This is a genomic window from Leptospira ellinghausenii, assembly GCF_003114815.1.
Lineage (GTDB): Bacteria > Spirochaetota > Leptospiria > Leptospirales > Leptospiraceae > Leptospira_A > Leptospira_A ellinghausenii.
This window is the reverse complement of the sequence record NZ_BFAZ01000009.1, coordinates 1,562,781-1,583,106: the sequence shown is the minus strand read 5'-3', so window position 1 is coordinate 1,583,106 and position 20,326 is coordinate 1,562,781. Positions and strand designations below refer to the sequence as shown.

The 20,326-nt window shown below is 33.8% G+C and carries 14 protein-coding genes; 6 read left to right on the top strand and 8 right to left on the bottom strand.

The window, feature by feature from the left end; translation table 11 throughout:
- Positions 1-37 precede the first annotated feature (37 nt).
- Both DI076_RS16025 and DI076_RS16020 read right to left on the bottom strand, forming a co-directional pair.
- Positions 38-445: a DUF5329 family protein gene (locus tag DI076_RS16025; RefSeq protein WP_108960734.1), complete on the bottom strand. Its 408-nt coding sequence runs from the start codon at positions 443-445 to the stop codon at positions 38-40.
- Positions 446-491: 46 nt separating this feature from the next.
- A complete protein-coding gene (locus DI076_RS16020) occupies positions 492-1,169 on the bottom strand; it encodes an SOS response-associated peptidase (RefSeq protein ID WP_108960733.1) in 678 nt (225 codons plus the stop codon).
- Between the two features lie 158 nt (positions 1,170-1,327).
- Here DI076_RS16020 and DI076_RS16015 point away from each other — a divergent pair, with 158 nt between their 5' ends.
- Positions 1,328-1,999 carry a TetR/AcrR family transcriptional regulator gene (locus DI076_RS16015; protein WP_108960732.1) on the top strand — a complete coding sequence of 224 codons (672 nt, stop codon included), beginning with the start codon at positions 1,328-1,330 and terminating at the stop codon, positions 1,997-1,999.
- A gap of 1 nt (position 2,000) precedes the next feature.
- On the opposite strand, the gene DI076_RS16010 is transcribed toward DI076_RS16015, so the two are convergent.
- Genes DI076_RS16010 through DI076_RS16000 form a run of 3 tightly spaced genes read right to left on the bottom strand, consistent with a single transcriptional unit; the run spans position 2,001 to position 10,865 of the window.
- Complete coding sequence (locus DI076_RS16010; protein ID WP_245918476.1) at positions 2,001-3,623, bottom strand: sulfatase-like hydrolase/transferase; 1,623 nt, start codon at positions 3,621-3,623, stop codon at positions 2,001-2,003.
- On the bottom strand, positions 3,610-5,799 hold the full coding sequence (locus DI076_RS16005; RefSeq protein ID WP_245918475.1) for a transglycosylase domain-containing protein: 2,190 nt from the start codon (positions 5,797-5,799) through the stop codon (positions 3,610-3,612). The genes DI076_RS16010 and DI076_RS16005 overlap by 14 nt, the downstream gene beginning before the upstream one ends.
- Entirely contained in the window at positions 5,796-10,865 is a 5,070-nt protein-coding gene (locus DI076_RS16000) for an alpha-2-macroglobulin family protein (protein ID WP_108960730.1), read from the bottom strand. The genes DI076_RS16005 and DI076_RS16000 overlap by 4 nt, the downstream gene beginning before the upstream one ends.
- A gap of 152 nt (positions 10,866-11,017) precedes the next feature.
- Here DI076_RS16000 and DI076_RS15995 point away from each other — a divergent pair, with 152 nt between their 5' ends.
- Positions 11,018-11,446: a hypothetical protein gene (locus DI076_RS15995; RefSeq protein ID WP_108961018.1), complete on the top strand. Its 429-nt coding sequence runs from the start codon at positions 11,018-11,020 to the stop codon at positions 11,444-11,446.
- 54 nt (positions 11,447-11,500) lie between these two features.
- Entirely contained in the window at positions 11,501-13,876 is a 2,376-nt protein-coding gene (locus tag DI076_RS15990; RefSeq protein WP_108960729.1) for a PAS domain-containing hybrid sensor histidine kinase/response regulator, read from the top strand.
- Here DI076_RS15990 and ahpF read toward each other — a convergent pair.
- From ahpF to DI076_RS15975, 3 genes are all read right to left on the bottom strand, one after another.
- Entirely contained in the window at positions 13,862-15,421 is a 1,560-nt protein-coding gene (gene ahpF / locus DI076_RS15985; RefSeq protein ID WP_108960728.1) for an alkyl hydroperoxide reductase subunit F, read from the bottom strand. The two genes, DI076_RS15990 and ahpF, sit on opposite strands and share 15 nt — an antisense overlap.
- A gap of 43 nt (positions 15,422-15,464) precedes the next feature.
- On the bottom strand, positions 15,465-16,028 hold the full coding sequence (gene ahpC / locus DI076_RS15980; protein WP_012389934.1) for an alkyl hydroperoxide reductase subunit C: 564 nt from the start codon (positions 16,026-16,028) through the stop codon (positions 15,465-15,467).
- A gap of 111 nt (positions 16,029-16,139) precedes the next feature.
- Positions 16,140-17,057 (bottom strand): hydrogen peroxide-inducible genes activator, encoded by a 918-nt coding sequence (locus DI076_RS15975; protein WP_108960727.1) that lies wholly within the window; start codon positions 17,055-17,057, stop codon positions 16,140-16,142.
- Between the two features lie 90 nt (positions 17,058-17,147).
- Here DI076_RS15975 and DI076_RS15970 point away from each other — a divergent pair, with 90 nt between their 5' ends.
- The 3 genes from DI076_RS15970 to DI076_RS15960 all read left to right on the top strand — a co-directional run bounded on the left by DI076_RS15970 (position 17,148) and on the right by DI076_RS15960 (position 20,318).
- Positions 17,148-19,073 carry a PP2C family protein-serine/threonine phosphatase gene (locus tag DI076_RS15970; protein ID WP_108960726.1) on the top strand — a complete coding sequence of 642 codons (1,926 nt, stop codon included), beginning with the start codon at positions 17,148-17,150 and terminating at the stop codon, positions 19,071-19,073.
- Positions 19,074-19,081: 8 nt separating this feature from the next.
- Entirely contained in the window at positions 19,082-19,819 is a 738-nt protein-coding gene (locus DI076_RS15965; RefSeq protein ID WP_108960725.1) for a LytR/AlgR family response regulator transcription factor, read from the top strand.
- 124 nt (positions 19,820-19,943) lie between these two features.
- Positions 19,944-20,318 (top strand): LIC20211 family lipoprotein, encoded by a 375-nt coding sequence (locus DI076_RS15960; RefSeq protein WP_174705063.1) that lies wholly within the window; start codon positions 19,944-19,946, stop codon positions 20,316-20,318.
- The last annotated feature ends 8 nt before the right edge of the window (positions 20,319-20,326 follow it).

Sequence of the window (20,326 nt, the reverse complement as noted above, 5' to 3'; positions counted from 1 at the left end):
TCTAAACCTTTTTGTTCGAGTGGAAACAAATCAATCGTCAAAGACAAGTCTCGATTTTTTTCAGTTCTTCATACAACCAACTCGCACTCGTGATTTCCTTTCCATTTGGATAACGGATTTTATAAGGAGTACCAGATAAAAATGACTTCGATGCTACTTTATCAATAAAGAGTTTTGCAGTCCAATCTTTCGGATCAGGAGCAAAAAAAGAATTTTTGGCTTCGTTTAATTTGTAACGTAAATGGTTCTCTGCATCCTTTGCATTATGTGAATCACCATTTCGAATGAAGTTTCCATTGAAGTTTCCAATTCTTTTTAATAAGATTTCGATTTTTTCGGATTCTGAATAGGTGTTACAGGATTTTGATTCTGAACTAAGGGGATGTCCCCACACAATAAATAAGAAAATCGATATAGAAAGAAATAAAGAAGATAAGTTTTTCATGGAATTACTTTTGTATCAACATGAATTCAGATTTTAATACAGGCAACTAAAATAACATAGGTTCAATGATTTCTGGTTCCGCAATGATATATTCGGAAGGATAAGATTGGATTAAATTTCTGATTTGGTTTTCTTCTTTGATTCGAGGATCTAGCCATCTTTCCCAACAATCTTCAGTTAGGTGAACTGGTTGACGGCCTTGGTTACCACCAGAGTTATGAACTTCTTTCATCAGAGAGTTTCCTTCTTGCGTTAATATGCTAAACCAAAATTTTTGAAGGGAGGGACTTGGAATCTCACCCCAAATTCCTGCAAAACAGAAACTCTCTCCAGATTTTGGATAAATTTTATATTTAATTTTTGTACCTTTTTCGGATTTCCATTCATTAAAAAAAGAAGCAGGGATGATACAGCGATTGTGTTTTGCAGCATTGGACCAAAAAGACGTAGAGAACAATCGTTCTTCTCTTGTATTAAAAATTGGTTTTGGTGACCAATTCGGTTGTACTCCCCATTGCATTAACTCTAATGTATTTTCACCTTGATTTGAAAGGGAATGGATTACCGGTGCAATCGAACTTGGATAGTATTCAAAATTTGGTGACCTTCGGAATGTGTCCTCTACCTTTTGAATGTCGAAAACTTGGGTACCTTGGATCAATCGAATCCATTTTTCGGTTCCATCTTTTAATTTGATTATAGTATATCCAAAACGCCCGCACACAATGAATCAATTGAACTTAATTCATAAAAATTGCAAACTAAGATTTTACAATTTTCCGACTGATTTCAATTTCGTGACTAGAAGTCATCTGAAATTGACTTAAGGTCAATTTCCATTTTTTTATAGCATATTTTCTATAAGATTCGTAGTTTGGAAGTATGAGTCGAGTGCAAGTCATAGAACGTTCACCTAAAAAGAGAGCTGTTTTAGAGAAAGATAAACTTTCAAAGCGTACTTCGATCATACATGCTGCTGCATCCCTACTCCAAAAAAAAGATTGGTCTGAACTTTCCATGGATGAAGTTGCAAAACGTGCAAAAATTGCAAAAGGTACTTTGTATTTATATTTTCCAACGAAAGAAGATTTATGCCTTAGGATTCATAGTGCTGATTACGAATCTTGGTTTATGGATTTACATGAGTTTTTAAGTAAGACTCCCAAAATGGATGCAAATATTTTTTCGAATTGGTTTGTGAATTCAATGGATCGACATACACGATTTTTAAAATTACTCCCCATTGTACCGACAATTTTAGAAAAAAACGCGAGTATACAAACCATTCGCGAATTTAAATCGAATTTAAAAACGCAAATCAGCTCCGTTTTACCTTTACTCATTAAATACTTTCCTTTTTTTACAGAACAATCAGGGTTTTTATTCTTGATGCAATGCCACGCATTAGCAGTTGGATCTTGGTCACATGGTTTTCCATCTAACCAAGTGAAAGAAGCTGTAAAGGATACAGAATTGGAAATTTTTATGTTGGATTATAAAAAATTTTTAGAAATGTCCATCCTAACTTTATTAAAAGGACATTCTGGCATTTAGTTTAGTTTTGCATAAACTCATACATTTTTTTTATCAATTTATCTTTTGATTTTGGATCTAAAACCTTCTTTTGATTTTTTTCATCTAAGTCCATTTCGTATAAAATATCTTTATCATTGTGAAATATGTATTTCTTTTGATCAAATACTAACCCTCTTTGGATTTCTGAATTCCAAGTTTTTAAAACTAAATCTAATTGGTATTTGGAACTAAAAAAATTCTGAGAATTTTCCTTGCGATTCGTCTCTAGTTGTAATAGATCCAATAGAGTTTTTTTATAGTGAATTGATGAACCTAATTTTGGAATATACAATTCATTAGATAGTATTTTGTACATCAAAAAGGGAACATCTATCTCTTGGTTATACAAAGAATAGTTATGGGCATGTGCACCTCCTTCTCCAAAACTTTCACCATGGTCTGCTGTAATGATGAGGAATGTTTCTTTTTTAGAATTGGTTTTAATATAGGAAATCAATTCATCTATTAAATTTATATTTTCCTCTAATGCTTTTGTATGGCGTAAAACTTTTGGTAACGAAATATCTCTATTGGAATGAGTAAAATAAGGACTATGTGTTTGGCTAAGTCCTACCATAACAAATAATGGATGAGAACCAAGATCCAAATGTTTGAATTCTGAAAGCACAACTCGATCATCCATCCCCCAACTGAAATAACCATTTGGAGTACTGAATTTTTTTTCTAATATAGTTTTGTCTTGGACATCTTGGAATACGTTTGGAAAAAATAAATTCATACCTTCGAAATAAATTGATTGAGTATAAATCATCTTTGTATCATACGAATATTTTTGCTTTAAAAGAATTGGTAAACTTTCTCCTTCAATCTGTTTTGTAGATTCAATTCTCGAACTATTTAGCTGTGACTCTCCTGTCATCCATGTGAATAAACTTTTAGAAGTATGTGGCATTGGAATCAAAAAATGTGAATTGTCTAAGTAAGAAAAATTGATAAATTTTGAATTTACACCTATCAAGTGTTTTCTGGAAACACCTTCAAGCACAATCATTATGATATGACTGTCACCCGGAATATGATTTATAAATTGATTCACCTTTTGTTTAAGATTCTGTTTTTGATGAATGGCGGGCAAAGTTTGTTCATTCAATTTCGAATGGAACAATAGTAATAAGTACACTACGAGTAACAAAAAGGTAGGGTTCACTCGATACCGCATAAACACCAAAAAAGGATCAAATAAAAATATTAGGATTAAAAATGGAAAATAATGTACCATTGAACATTCGTGCAAAAATGGAAAAAATTCCTTCCATAGGAATCCTAAATTTTGAACTGCATATCCAAATAGATGAAAGTTTAATTGTGTTTGGTATACCCATTGGTAGTTTAAAACGATTAACAACGGCACAAGAAAAAGGATGCGGGAGAACTGATTGAATATTGAATTGAGTTGAAGTACATTCAAAACAATTGGTAGGACACCAAATAAAAATAAAATTTGGAGGAAAAATCCATGGTAATACATCCATCCAGACCAAAGAATTTCACCTGGATAATGGAAACTATACAGTATCAAATAAAAAAGAATCCATTGGAATTTTGGTGTATTTAAAATATGTTTTAAATTATTTAACTTCAAATTGAACTTTTGCCTTTGTTTCCGTTCCATCAAATAATTCTAAACTATGTTTTCCTCTTTGGATGGCCACATGTCCTTCACCTGCTGTTGACAACTTCAATTGTAAAGTTTGGTTCCAAATCAGTTTTGGATCTTTTAAAGTCTGGTATTCACGGATTCGAATAGGTATATTTTGTTTATCACGCTCAAATCCAGGATGGTATAAAAAAACTTGGCTTTGTCCTGGATACACAAATCCCACGCCAACTACGGAAGAAACCTTATTATTGTGTAACTCTTCACATGGAAGAAGGTTTGTTATTTTTTTTCTAACATTCAAAACAACTGAAGGACAATTGGAATTTGACAGTTTACCGGAAATTTTACAAAAAGATCGAACTTCTGTTAGTTTAGGTGAGTATGACTTTTTATCCTTGTCCTTCATAAGTAATCTAAAAATATTTTGGACAATTCTTCCAGCTCCAAAAGAACCAGAAACATCCATTGTTTTTTCACCTGAAAAATTCCCAACCCAAGCACCTACCACATAGCGATCATTAAATGCAATAGTCCAAGAATTCCTGTAGTCTTTGGAAGTTCCCGTTTTAACTGAAACTGGAAAGGGGTAATTTAAATAACTTCTTTTCCCGAATGCCTTTTGTCTCAATTTTGAATCACTGAGAATGAATTTGATCTCTTCGGCAGTTTCTTCAGATACCAAAGGATGTGATTCACCATAAAAAATTGATTTTCCATCGATACTTCCAATTTTAATTTTTGGAAGAATACCACCTAACATAAATGTACCGTAAGCTCGCGAAAGTTGTAGTAGACTAGCTCCTCCCGTTCCTAATGCAAGTCCCGGTCCATAAAAACTTGGGGATTGTTTTAAGTTTTCAAATCCTGCTAACTTTAAAAATCGATAAAAATTAGGGACACCAACTAATTGGATGGTAGTGACTGCTGGTATATTACGAGAATTTGCCAAAGCTTCCGCTAATGTCAATTCCCCCCAATAACGAAGGTCCGCATTTCTCGGAAGGTAGTTTTCTCCTGTACCCAATGAGTACGAATATTTTTCATCCACTAGTATTGAATTGATCGAGTATAAATTCTGATCGATTGCCAGAGCATATAATAATGGTTTCAATGTACTTCCAGCATCACGAAACGCAATAGTTCCATTTACCATTCCATTACCATCTTCAAAAAAATTTTTAGATCCAATCATTGCCACAAGTGATAAATCTGTTGTTTGGTTTGATTCTTTCTCTAAAATGATTGCTGAGGCATTATTTACATTCCATCTTTTTAATACATTTAGTTCTGAATTTACAATCGAATGGATTTCAGAATTTAATTCAGCTGAAATGGTTGATACCAATTCTTCTTTTGGATCCAAATGTAAACTTCTGATCCAATTCAGAAAATGTTGGTTTTCACCACTTAATGAATCATCGTAATTCTGTATTTTCTTTTGGAGTTTGGTTTGGACGAGATCAATTGGAGAATTTAATATGGGAAGTGAGTATGGAATTTTGGATCGCAATTGGTTGTATCGAAATTTGATCTCATCTTCGTTTGAGACATTCTTTCGAATTAAAATAGATAAATAGACGGTTTCTTCCAAGGATAAAAATCTTACATTTTTTTCAAAAAGAGTAAGGGAAGCAGAAGGAAACCCAACTGAATTAGAATGAATAGATACAGAATTTAAATAAGCTTCTAAGATTTGTTTTTTTGTTAACCATATTTCAAACCGAATGGCTTCCAAAACTTCAAATGATTTACGAATTATCATCGGATACGATCGAATATTTGGATGATAAATTCGAACCAGTTGCATCGTGATGGTGGAACCACCACCACGATTTTGTTGTGAAAAGAAAAACGAATATAAAGAATTGATTATTGCAAAAGGATCAATCCCATGATGTGAAAAAAATCGTTTGTCTTCTGCAATACAAACGATTTCAGAAACAAATTTTGGATAATCGGTTAAAGGCACCCAATCTTGTTTGGACAAAGTATGATTATGAGTTCTACCTATCAATCTACCATCTTTGGATAGGATACGTGTTGTTACATCTTTTTTAAAATCATCAATTTGGATTGGTCTTAAAACAAACCATATTCCTCCGACGATAGGTATCAGGAAGAATAAGGTTTTGATTTTAAATATATAATTCCAAATCACTCCACTTTTACCCGAAGTGAACTAGTATTACCGTAAAACTGTGGATGGTACATCAAAAATGTTTTTGATGCCGGGAGTATTGAATTTCCTTTCGCAACAGGTCTCAGAATGTATTTGTATTCCGACTCTCCTTTGCGTAAAAAATCATCTGAGAATATCACTCGATCATCTCGATACTCAATGTACTGACCATAACTAGATTCTGTAACTTCCGCATCCTCTGCATCGGATGATTTTTCTGTCAAAAAGGCTGTATTCACAATCTCGGTATGACTCGGAATTGGATCGATAACGATTACAAATGCTTGGTCTTTTTTACTCAATATTTTGAGTTTGATTAAATACGTGGAACCTCTTTGTAAGTTTGAAACTTCTTTTAATATTGGATTTCCATCAGAATCTCTTCCATCAATGCGATACATTGTTTTTTTGATTTCTAATCCATTAAATTTCTCCTGTGTTGTCTCTTTCACAGGAACATACATCAATCGTGTTTGAAAATACAATCTTCCTTCTGCACTTGTTCGTTTAAATGAAATTGGTTTTGTAGAAACAGAATTTCCATCAAATAAACGATCAAATGAAATTTCTTCTTTGAAAATAGAATCAGAAGTCGGAGAAAACGATTCGTCTATAATTGTTTTTTCTCCAAAAACAACTTCTCCCTCAGTTTCACTCTTCGTTGCTTCAAATCGATTCCGATATTCAGACAATGCTAAAGCAATGGTTCCAACACTATGACTGTCAGTCCAAAAACTTCTATTACGATCCATCATAATTGCATTTACGAGTTGGACCATTCTCGGATTTTTCGAATCAACACGTAAGAGTAATCGTAAATAATTTCCGAGAACAGAAGATGTATTGTAATACGAATAATAAAAATATTCGTCAGGATTTTTCTTCATAGGTTTTACAATGAATAATTCTTTATCATATTCGATATAACTTACAAAATCTTCATATAGCTTTTTGAAAGTTGGATCCGAAAGATACGAATCGATCTTATGAAAATCTGCATAGGCAGTTAAGAAGATCCCACGTGATTTTGGATTTAATTCTTCAAAATGATCAATGAGTGTTTTTTCTAAGGAACTTACATCTTTTTTGTCTTTTACAAAAACAGAATAGATTAAACTTAAAGTTTGGTAAGAATCGATTGAAGTCTCTGTTGGACTTTTAATATAACTTTCTAAAAACTTGATTCCCGATTGGTAAGCAATCAAATTTGTTCGTTTGCCTTTCTCCTTTCCCAATTGCATGACAGAAATCACATAAGCTGTTAAGTAAGGATACCCACTTCGACCGTAACTTTTCCATAATTTAAAACCGCCATTATAGGTTTGAAATTCTGACATTTCATCCAAAAACAATTTTTCAATTTGATTGAAGTCATACGAATCTTTTGAAGGTGCTTTGTATTGGAATTCCCTTAATAGTTCACCAGAACTTAGTGAAAGTAGATACGCAGAAGTTCTTTGTTCCATACAAAAATATGGATTTGATTCATAAAAATCAAAGGCAGATTTAAGTGCTGTGAGAGCAGTCCCAGAGATACGAATATCCAGTGATCCTTTATTCAATAAAATTGAATCTTTATTAGGAAATGGAATCGATGTTTTAAACTCGGAATCTGTATAACCTGTAAATTGAACAGACGTAACTGGATCAAACTCTTTGATCGGCAAAGTAACAAGTAAGGAATCAGATAAGTCTGATTTTTTGAATGAAAGAAAATTCCCTTCATTCTCTGGTTCTACCGAAATTTGATACGTAAGCTGAATGTCTTCATTTGGTTTGTTTTGTTTGAGTTTGATGAATTGTGATTCTGAAATTTGAAATGTTTTTAGAACTTCTTTTGTTTGTCCGGCATTCAGTTCGATTAAAGACCACTTTCTTTCATCATTTAAAAACTTTGACTCAATTTTATATTTAAACTTACCATTTACTTTAGTATTGTTAGTGATACTCCCACCTAACTCCAAACTATCGCCAACGCGTATAAACCTTGCTACCGATTTTTGTAATACTAAATTCTTTTTTACCAAAAATTCAGAATTGGTCACACCATACTTTCCATTGGAAGCAGATGCTACCATTACCCTAAATGTTGTTAAATTATCGGGAAGAGTAAAATTTAAATTTGCTTCCCCATTTTGATCTGCGATGACAACTGGATTCCAATAAGCGGTAAGTCGAAAATCTTTTCTTGCCCCAGACTCAGAATCAGCAGAAAAACCACCTCCCGAATCTTCGCCATAATCTCCACCAGGGCTGTCTCCCTTATTTGCATATAAATAGTGTTTGATGATCATCGAACGAAGTTCAAATGTTTTGATTACATTGTACCAATATTGATAGAAAATCTGAATTGGTGACTGGAAACTATATCCAACTAAATCCAATACTCCCCTATCAGCGACTGAAATTGTTAATTCTGCACCTGGAGTAGTTTTGATAGCTAATTTTACTTGTTCTCTTGGTTGGTATTCAGGTTTATCTGTACTAACTGTAACAGGTGCAATTTTGGTACCCAAATCTACTTTTAAAGTGATCGAGCCAGTCTTTGCCTTTGGTGCACCTAAGTCTTGTTCGTTGAATTCTTTTATATCCTCACCAGATAACCCATCTGGAGCACTCAGCCTTCCAGAAAGTAATACCACATTTACCTCAACATTGGGAAGATAAATATCTTCGATTGGAATTTCAATTGGGGCACTGTTTCCCTTCATTAAAAATGATTTTTTAAAATAAATGGAATCTCTTTCTACTGTGACAATCACACGAGCATTCTGAAGTGGAGATTTGATTAAAATTTTTGCCTTATCCCCTATTTTATATTCATTTTTATCAGAACGTAATTCAATCGAATCGTCTCCGCGGAAGTCCCAAGTGTAATAGGATTCTTTTTGATACGCATAAAAGTCGACTCGCGAAAAAACTTTGTCTTTATTCAGAACTAAGATTGTATAACTACCAGGATCTTTTGTTCGATAATCAAAACTGACTCCTTCTGATTTCGAAGTGAATTTTTTCACTTCTACAACTTTTTTTGTTAGTTGGTTACTTCTGAAGAAATACTTTCCTATTCCTTGAGATAAAACAGAAGTCCAATCATTATAGATAATGTATGCTTTTAGATCTTCACCAGATACGGCTTTTCCATTTGCATCTACTGCAATAGTAGTAAACTGAAAAGGTTTGTCTAAAGACTGGTAACGATCATTACATTTTAATCCAACATATGTTGCAGATGGTTGGTATGGAATGTTAGCTGATTTTGTAACTGTTTTTCCATCTACATCAAAAACCGATGATTCCACCACTAAATGAAAGGGATCTGCAATTTCGATTTCTTCTCCATCTGTAACAAATTTACGAGTCAAAGATTTGATTGGAATATCAAGTTTATAATTTCCTTGGTTATCTAATACACCTTCTGATCCTGTTACATAATCTGAATTTCCATCACTATACTCATCTTCATAGTCATACGATGTCTCAGAGAAATCAAAACTTGGAAATTTTTCAAACGAAACAAAACGATTTCGTTTTAATACTGAATAACTGACTTTGGCCCCTGCCATAGGAGCACCAAACATGTATTTACCTTCTACTGTTCCTTTGATATTTTCATTTTTTTTGGCAAGTTTCGCAAGAGAAACGTTTACCATAAAATTCACTGGGCGAAACTCTTCTACTTGAAAGGTATCATATGTAACTGAATTATTATCACCTTGGATCGAGATGGACACCGAATAATGCCCTAAACCTGCATCATCTGAAACAACATAACTGGAAACAACACCACCTTGTGAAGTAGTAGTTGTATTCTGATTTGAGACTTCTTTACCCCGTGAATCTCTAATTTTTACATTCACAGATTTAGACGCAAATGGCACTAATGTTCCATTTTTTCGATCTGTAAGATAACCTTTGATTTCCACTCGATCACCAGGACGGTATAACTTTCGGTCAAAGTATATTTTTCCTTTGATGTGATCATCAGAATGGTATTCGGAATATCCATCAATATGTGTTTGGTTAAAATGTAGAAATGCTTTGTCTCCCGTTGGTTCTTCTGCAATCAATACAGAATATTCCATTAGTTTATTATTGGCAATGGCAGGAACAGTACAATAACCATCTTGGTCTGTTTTACAATTTCCTTTTAAACTCCCTTTGACATATAAACTGATATTTGTATTTGCTACAGGTACTGCATTGGATAATGTGTGGATCCAAACATGTAGTTTATTAGGATCTTCCTTTGTGGTAATTCCTAAATTTGTAGATTGTAAAAATATACTTTCTGTTTTGTATCGTTCATCATTACTTTCATCAACAACGGTAGCACCTAATTCTAAAGCAAGCCAACCTTTGCTATTCGGTTTGGAACCAAAATATGAATCGATGTCCATTCCTTGGTTTCTGTATGAATTAACTTTTTCGCCTGATTTCCATGTAGAATTTTTCCAACTCAACTCTTTATCATAACTATAATAACCACTTCCTAGACTTGCAATCGCATTGACCAAAATAGGGACGGTGATTGTTGCTGATCTAACTTCAAATTCTGGGACATTGGCAATGGCGATTGGTAACACTTTGTTTAAGTTCGATTCAAATATATTTTCATTGAATAAGGAAAATGAAGGTCTACGAATCATCTTCGGCAATGTAAAACTAACAGGATTTTCTAGGAAACAATCGTTAGTTGCATAAAATTTAGAAATTGTGATTTGGTATTCGACATTTTCATCGAAATTCCAATGATCTAATGAGAATTCACGGCTAATAAAAGAAGATCCAAAATTTGATTCAATCGTTGGTTTTGGAGTAATGGTAACTGCTTCCACTAAATCCGAAAATTCAGTGTCTTCCGAAACGAAAATTTTATAATCCCATAAATTATCTAAATATTTTAAATCCGTTGTATCTAATTTAACTTCTAAGCGGCAACTACTTGGGAAAATTGTGCGTTTGATCGATTTAAAAACTCCACCTATTGATTGGCAAGAAACCAAAAAAAACAACATCGAAAACCATAGTATTATCTTACGCATACAATCTCCAAAAACCGAATGTTCTCTGTTCTACGATTGTTGGTTAGAATTGCCAAGTCTTTCCTGAATGAACGAGAATTTCTTTCCAATTTTTTTTCCTGTTATCCTGAAATTCGCTATGCTTTCGAAATTGTTAATTTGGATTAATGGTGATGTCACTATTTGCTTACAAAAAACAATATCTTTCTTTAAATGCACCATCTACTATTCCTTCTGGAAACTTTCAAATCCAATGGTTAGGTCCAAAATGGTTTCAATGGACTTCCAAAACTGGACTACAATATTTGCATTTTCGAAATTGGTGGGGGAAGATGTTCCGAGGGAATGAAACAGCAACAAACCTGTTCTTAAAATCTGGAGATAAAATATTCCAAGAAAAATACACGATGGTGGTATCCTTGGAAAAATCACCTATTGATGGCCAAACTTCTTTATTTTTGCGTTACACAAATGAAGCTCCTTTTCCTTGGCCATTTGTTGTGGATGAATTTCGAGTTTTAAGTGATGGTAAATTATTAGGTATGAGTTATCCAAAATTTGCCCCGTCACTCGCCTTACCTTTTCTCCTCCAAAAACAATAGTACAGTTTGTAAAAACAATATATTTCCCGAATTTTTTTTCGTCCTATGGAAAGTATGGCAACTCATCCTTCCCTCGAAATCCAAATATTGTCAGATTTTGAGGATATTGTCTTTTCGATAGGATATCCAAAATTAGAAATTCTTTATACAAGTCCTTCCATCAAGACACTCACTGGTTATGATAGTGAGTTTTTTTTGAAAAACAAACAATCTTGGCAAAATTTTATTTATAAGGACGACAGAAATTTAATCAAACACACGTTAAAATCGATTCGTAAAAATAAGAAATTCCGTCTTCGAATTAGAATTTTAACCCAAGAGAATCGAATCAAATACATTGAATGCAGAGGAAGATTAATCCACAATCCATTAAATGAATCGTATAGAATTGATGGAATTGTTTCAGATATTTCTGACTTACTTCCCTTACAAAAATTATTTGAAGATGAATCAATTGACGCCAAACATCTATTATTCGAAAATAATATCATTTTTAATGGCACTCAAGATTCCATGTTTTTGATTGAAGTGATGGATACTGAACAATTTATCATTCGCCGTATCAATTTAGCATATGAGAAATCAACCGGGATCACACAGACAATGATCCAAGGGAAAACTCCCAGTGAACTTTTAGGGGAAGATGTTGGAAACGTAGTCATTAATAATTTCAAAAGAGCAATCCAAGCCAAAAAAACAATCTCTTACGAAGAGAGTTTTGCGATGCCTGCAGGAACAAAAATATGGATCACCGAACTCACACCTGTTGAAGTTGATGGAAAATTTAAATACATTGTAGGTGCCAGTAAAGATATCACCGAACAAAAATTAGCAGAAAATGCATTAAAAGAGTACAATGAAAGATATTCACTTATCTTAGAAGCTAGCTCCGATGGATGGTTTGATTGGGATTTGATCAATAATACGGTGATATATTCCAGAAGATGGTGGTTAGAATTTGGCAATAATGATAAACCTGAGAATGTTCCTATAGGATATTGGCAAAGCTTGATTCATCCTGACGATGTAGGTTGGGTTAGTGAATTTTTAGAGAATATATTATCCTCACAAAGAGAAACATTTGAATTTACCTTCCAAATGAAAAAACGTAAAGGGAATTACGTTCATGTATTATCTAGATGTTATATCCAAAGAGATGCCTCAGGTAATAAGATACGAATGTTAGGTTCGAATACAGACCTTACGGAAACAAAAAAAATAGAGTATACATTACGTCATGCAAAAGAATTAGCTGAAGCAGCGAATTTAGCAAAAGGTAATTTTTTGGCAAATATGAGCCATGAAATTAGAACCCCATTAAATGGAATCATTGGTTTTACTGAACTCTTGCTCAATTCTCCTCTACAAGAAGAACAAAAAGAATACCTAAAAAATATATTTTTATCAGGAAAAAGTTTATTAGAGTTAGTAAATCAAATTTTAGATTTTTCTAAAATTGACTCTGGCAAAATTGAATTCGAATCCATTAGTACAAATTTGAAGGACTTAGCACAATCTACTGTAGATTTATTTCAAATTTCCGCGGCTACCAAAGGAATCGCATTACAATTAAATATCGATGAAAATTTACCAACTTATATTTTGTTAGACCCTTTACGCATACGTCAAATTCTATCTAACTTAATTGGCAATGCTATCAAGTTTACCCATGAAGGTTCTGTGAACATTTCGATCCTCCAAAAAGAAAAAATTGGGGATATTGTAACAATAGAATTTGAAGTTGCTGATACGGGAATTGGCATCGATATCAATTCGCAATCAAAACTTTTTGATACTTTTTCACAAGCCGATACATCCATTACTCGAAAGTACGGTGGCACTGGTCTTGGATTATCAATTACAAATGAACTCTTATTAAAAATGAATTCTAAACTGAACATTAAAAGTGAATTAAATGTAGGAAGTAAGTTTAGTTTCACATTAAAATTAGAATCAAAATCCGTCGGTGAGACTGCTAAAACTATATTCCAAGAAAAACCATTTACAAATGATGAAATAACCAAAGTCCAAAAACCAGAATTTCAAAATGATGTTCTGATTGTGGAAGACAATGAATTAAATCGTAAATTATTATCAAAGTTATTACAAAATAAATATCCTAACATTAGTTTGCGTTATGCAGTAGATGGCGTTGATGCACTAGAAAAATTTCAATTCCAAAAACCTGACCTCATCATAATGGACTTACAAATGCCAATTATGGACGGATACACTGCCACAATTGAAATTAGAAAATTAGAAAAGGATCAGATCAAAAAAACTTCAATTGTTGCTTTAACAGCCGGGGCGTATTATTCTGTAAAAGATTCGGCGATGGAATCTGGAATGGATGATTTTTTGACCAAACCAATTTCCGCCGCCTACCTTTATGAAACTGTTGAAAAGTGGTTAACTTCAGGCCGAGTGTAAAAGATACTCAAAAGCACTAATTGCTGCCTTTGCGCCCTCTCCCATTGCAATGATAATTTGTTTGTAGGGAGTGTTGGTAACATCTCCACAAGCAAATATTCCATCCACATTGGTTTTACATTTTTTATCGACCAAAATTTCCCCAAATCGATTGGTAGCAACTATATCTTTCACAAAACCACTGTTTGGTACGAGTCCAATTTGGACAAAAACACCGTCTAAAGGAATCGTTGCTATTTCTTCTGTTGATCGATCTTTGTAGGTTAATCCTATCACTTTATCTTCGCCAGTTTGGATTTCTGTTGTTTGTGCTTTCGTTAGAGTTTTTATATTGGGTGAACTAGCCACTTTATCTAATAATACTTTGTCTGCATTTAATTTATCACCAAACTCAACCAAAGTGACAGATTTCACAATCCCACTTAGATCAAGAGCTGCTTCCACTCCAGAGTTACCCCCTCCAACAACAGCCACATCTTTATCTTTAAAAAATGGACCATCACAATGTGGACAGTATGCAACTCCTTTGCCTACATACTCCTTTTCACCAGGCACATTTAGCTCTCTCCACTTAGCACCTGTTGAAAGGATAATAGTTTTAGTATGGATTTTTTCCCCTGTATTCAAATGAATGATTTTGATTTGCCCTGGTTCAATTTTTTGTACTCGTACATTTTCTTTTTTCTTAATTTGATTTTTATCAAGTTGGTCAGCTAACACATTGGTAAGTTCAGGACCTGTTGTGTAAGGAATAGATATGATATTTTCTATACCCAATGTATCCTTTACTTGCCCACCCAATCGATCTGCAATGACAAGGGTATTCAATCCTTTTCTTGCTGCGTAAACTGCAGCAGTCACTCCTGATGGACCACCACCAATTACGGTCACATCATAAACTTGTTTTGGACTTTCCATTTCCTCGTTCGAATCATTTGCAGAAGGAATGGAATATAATTCCAAAAGTTTATCAAAGATAACAGATGCCTCTGCCTTTCCACTTAAAAAACGTTCCCCATTTAAGTAAACAGCAGGAACTCCTTGGATATTCCTTTCCTTTACCAAATCTGGATACATCGCACCATCTATCATATTGTGAGAAATGTTAGAGTTCACCAAGGCAAAACTATTTAAGGTTTGTACCACCTCTGGACAATTATGACAATCAAGTGATATAAAAGTTTCAAAACGAAATTCACCATTTAACCTTGATACGGCGGACAAAATCCCTTCTTCTAATTTGATCGGATTTCCACCTGATTGTAGGATCGCAAGAATAAAAGATGTGAATTCGTGGCCCATTGGGATTCCAGAAAAATGGATTCCTGTTGGGTTACCGTTCGACAAAATGGAAAACCGGAGTCCATCAGATAAATCATTTGAGTTTTCAAGACTTATGAGCGGACTCAATGACAGAATATCATTTAGAAAACTAACAAGTTCTTCCCTTTTTTCATGTTCACCGGAATACAAGTGAATTGTTATCGGGTTTTTAATTCTTTCAAAGTATTGTTTTACCTGTTGTTTTGTTGATTCATCTAACATAACTTCCTCCTAGTTTTGGCGGGTAAAACCCGCCTAATTTTGTTTAGATTTTTCCTACCAAGTCAAGACCTGGTTTCAATGTTGTATTACCTGGTTTCCACTTTGCAGGACAAACTTCGCCGTCGTTGTTTGCAACATACTGAGCTGCTTGTACTTTTCGAACCAACTCTTCCGCTGATCTTCCGATTCCTAAGTCGTGGATCTCAGCAGTTTTGATGACTCCTTCTGGGTTCACTACAAATGTCCCTCTGAGTGCTTGACCATCATCTTCAATCATAACCCCGAATCCTCTTGTGATTTTTCCTGAGGCATCACCTAACATTGGGAATTTGATTTTTTTGATTGTGTCACTTGCTTCATGCCATGCTTTGTGAACAAAGTGAGTATCTGTAGAAACAGAATACACTTCTACACCCATTTTTTGAAGTTCTTCGTAATGATCTGCTACATCACCAAGTTCAGTTGGGCAAACAAAGGTAAAGTCAGCTGGATAAAAAACGAAAACAGACCACTTTCCGAGAACGTCTTTTTTACTGATTTTTTTAAAAGCACCGTTGTGGAAAGCTTCTGTTGTGAAGTCTGGAATTTGTGTGTTGATATTGGACATTGAATATCCTCCTTTTCTTGTTAAGAAGAATATAGTCCATTTTAGATCATTTGTAAAATAAATGTTATAAATGATCTAATTTATATAAACTATGGGGAGGATCGGTTGGACCTAATCTTGGCCTATGGACACTCCAATCACTTTGAATTTCTCTTTTTTATGGTACTCTTTTGGGATTACATTCAGAATTAAATTTGTAAGTTTATTTAAGATTTTTGTTTTATAAAATCCTTTTTTATATACCAAACTGATTTCTCTTGCCGGTTCAGGTGATTGAAAAGGAACGATTCGTTCCGAAACTTTATCAACTGCTAATTTTGGTAATAAGGTAACTCCAATCCCCATATCTACCATCCGCTTTAGGGTTTCAACACTTCCACTTTCGATTTTTGCTAAAGCATTCCGATTACATATCTTCAATGATTGGTGGCGAAAACAATGTTCCTCGCCTAAAACTAATAATGGATACTTTTCGATATGTTTCATTGAAACTGAGGTTGATTTTTCTTTTGCATCCTTTGGGTAATATACAACAAAAGGTTCATAATAAAGTTGGTGTTCAACGATATTGGAAATTTTGAGTGGCGTTGCGAGGATTCCTAGATCTATCTCCTCTGATTCCAATTTTTCAATGATGGTAAGTGTTGGTAATTCAGAAATTCGAAAATTAACTTTTGGAAATTCTGATTGTAATTTTTTATATATTGAAGGAATTAAATAATTACTTACAGTCGGTATGATTCCGAGTGATATATTCCCTGCAGGTTCATCTTTCCATTGACCAGCAATTTCAAATAATTTGTCAGCTTCCTTCAAAGTTGATTTTGCTTGTTCGACTACTTCTTTTCCTAATTTTGTTGTGATGATAGGATTTTTTTTTCGATCAAATAAATCAAAACCAAGTTCTTGTTCAACTTTTTGGATCTGTAAACTTAAAGTTGGCTGAGCAACTAAACAATGTTCGGCGGCTTTTGCAAAACTTTTAAACTGATCTAAAGCTACTATGTATCGAAGTTGAGTAATTGTCATAATATTTCCTTAAAAAATCGATCCTTTCATCGCTTAAACCAAAATTGAACTTGCATTCCCTTCAAACTACACTATCTTTAGCGGATAGCGATGAGAATTCTCTCATTTTTTTTCCCAATTTTTTTCACTACGATCCTTTCTCTCGTAGCCGAACCTGTCGCCATAAGTGCAGATACGATCGTATCTCTAGCTGAAAATTGGACATTTACCACAAGCGAAATCACACATCCCATTAAAGTAGGAAAAGGTCTCTCCTCACAAGGATTTCTTCCTCCTGTCCATGGTTATTATGAAACCACTTTTACATTCAAACCAAACAAAAAACCTCTAGGTATTTACTTAGACCGTGTTCAAGAAGTAGATACACTCATTGTGAATGGAATTACACTGGGCCAAACAGGTAAAATTTTACCCGATGGATCTTATCTTCCCAATTGGTATTACAAACGACTTTATTACATTCCCAATGAAGTTCTCAAAGAAAATTCTCCAAACCAATTAAGAATCGAAATCCATTTTCGAAACCAAACATTCCAAGGTGGAATTTTTAGAAGAATTCCTGTTATGGGAAATTATGACAAATTACAAGAACTGATTCTTTTAGAAGATGGAAGGGATTTTTGTTTTATCATGTTGTTTTTTGGAATTGGTGCTTACCAAATCTTTTCAATTCTACTAAAACGTCAGGCGAAAACTAATTTCTACTTATTATTATCAACGTTATTCTTTGTTATGTGGAGACTTCCGTTACTCAATATTAGTTATACATATACAGATTATAGTTTTATCTTTTGGTTAAAACTATTTTTTACTTCTCAAACATTTTTGCCAGTCTCCATCTTTTTATTCAGTTATTCACTTTTTCAAAACAAACTCTATTTAAAAGAACGGTTGTTAGTTATTTTTCTCATCTCAATTGCATTTTTTCAAACTTGGGATATTGAATTACCTACTCGAATTTTGTTACTAAGGATTTGGGAATTTACACTTTTACTTGTAGTGTTCTTTGTATTAAGAGCTGTCATCCGAGCAGCACGTGCAAAAAAAACGGAAGCTTACTTTTTATCAGTAGGTTTTGTTTGTATTTGTATTGGAGCAACATTTGATATCATCATTGATGTTACATCTGGTAAAAATGTATATTTAACTCAATATGGATTTTTAGTTCTAATGATCCTTTCTGGTGTAGCTATTTCCTATCGGAATGCCAAAAATGAATCTGAACTTTCGATTCTCACAAAAGACTTGGAACAACGAGTCCGCGAAAGAACAATAGAACTCCGCGAAAAAAACCAAGACCTCGAACAAGACTTATTTTTTGCATCACAACTCCAAAGTTATTTGTTACCAAAAAATCATCCGAATACCCAAGGGATTCGGATCCATACAACTTATTTGCCAATGAGGCAAGTCGGAGGAGACTTATATGATTGGGTTGAATTGGATGAAAATAGATTAATTTTACTGATTGCAGATGTTGCAGGGCATGGTGTACCCGCAGCTTTCGTATCATCAATGGTAAAAGTACAATTTCGTGAATCTACCAAATCCATTCACTCTCCAAAACAAATTTTGGAACATATGAACCAAGCACTTACTTCTCTTGTTAGTCGTTATTTTATTACTGCCTGTTGTGCCTTAGTAGATACAAAAGAAAACACAATTATATTTTCTACTGCAGGGCATCCAAATCCAATTCTATACAACAAAATTCGCAAATCTTTTGAATTTATGAATATCAAAGGTCCCATCATCGGATGGAAAGAAAGTTTCACTTTCACTGAATGGAAACACCAAATTCAAAAAGGTGATCGGTATTTCTTTTTTACAGACGGAGTAACAGAAGCTAGGGCAGAAAATAAATTATTTGGTGAAGGCAAAATTCTTGATTTATTAGAGAAAGGTAAAAACAAAGACATCAAATCTTTATCGCAAGAAATAGTTGTCCAAATCACCAAATATTCTGATGCAGAATTAAAAGATGATGTCACCTTTTTCTTTGTTGATATAATCTAATTATTTATATGGAATCGGCACCTTATTCAGTATTAATCATTGAAGATGAATATCCAGCAAGAATGTTAATGATGGATTATGTGATGAATTGTCCCGAATTAAAGTTAGCTGGAATTGCCGAAAGTGGTGACAAAGCAAACTCACTTTTGACTGAGAAAAAATTTGATATTGTATTTATGGATATTAATCTACCCGTTATCAACGGTATGGACATCCTTAGATCCAACCGTTCACAAGGTACTTATTTTGTGATCACTACCGCTTATAGTGAACATGCAGTAGAAGCATTTGATTTAGACGCTACAGATTATTTATTAAAGCCATTTTCTTTCGAAAGATTCAGAAAGTCAGTAGAAAAAGCACTTCGATTTTTGCAGGAATCAAAACAAACGATTCCAGATGAAAATAAAAACCAAATCCATTTAAAAATCCAGTCAGATTCAGCAGTATTTTTGTTACCATTTCCTGACATTCAATTTATTTCAGCAAATAACAAAAGTTGTGTGATTCATACAACGCAAAAAGATTACGAAACTCCAAAATTGCTTAAAGAAATCGAAGAAAAATTGCCAAATTCTCAATTTATAAGAATCCATAAAGGTTTTTTAGTGAACTTAAGTTATGTGGCAAGTTTACGGTATGACAAGGGTGGTTCCTATACAATCCAACTCAAAAATGAGGATGAAACAACCTTACCAGTTGGACGTTCTTATGCACAGTCGCTCAAAGAAGCCCTAAAACTCTGATTTTCTTAATTCACTCCCGAATGAGTAGCGTTCATTCCCAATCAAGTAGGGAATAAAGAAACTACGAATTATTCCATTGACTCTAACAACCTAAATGCGAAATGAACATGGACGGAGTTATATTGTGAAAAAAATTATTTTATTGATTCTCCCTTTTGTATATTTGACTTTTGTTTCCAATTGTGCCTCATCCTCGGTTGGCATTGCCACAAGCAACAAGCCAATTCCAAATACTCCTTACGAAACTATCAAAACTGTAGATAAAACCTTTACTTGGTATGCGTTTGACATTGTACTTTTCGGATTGCCCATTACCCAACCTCCAGTCGCTGATTTATACGAGAAAGTTATGGAAGAAGAATCTGGCGACGCACTTGTGAATATTCGGTATTGGAATGATAAATCGATATTTGGACCGATCACCCGATATCGATTTAATATCAAAGGTGATTTGGTAAAATTTACAAACTCACAAACACCAACGAAGTCAAAAAAGTAAATTGAGTC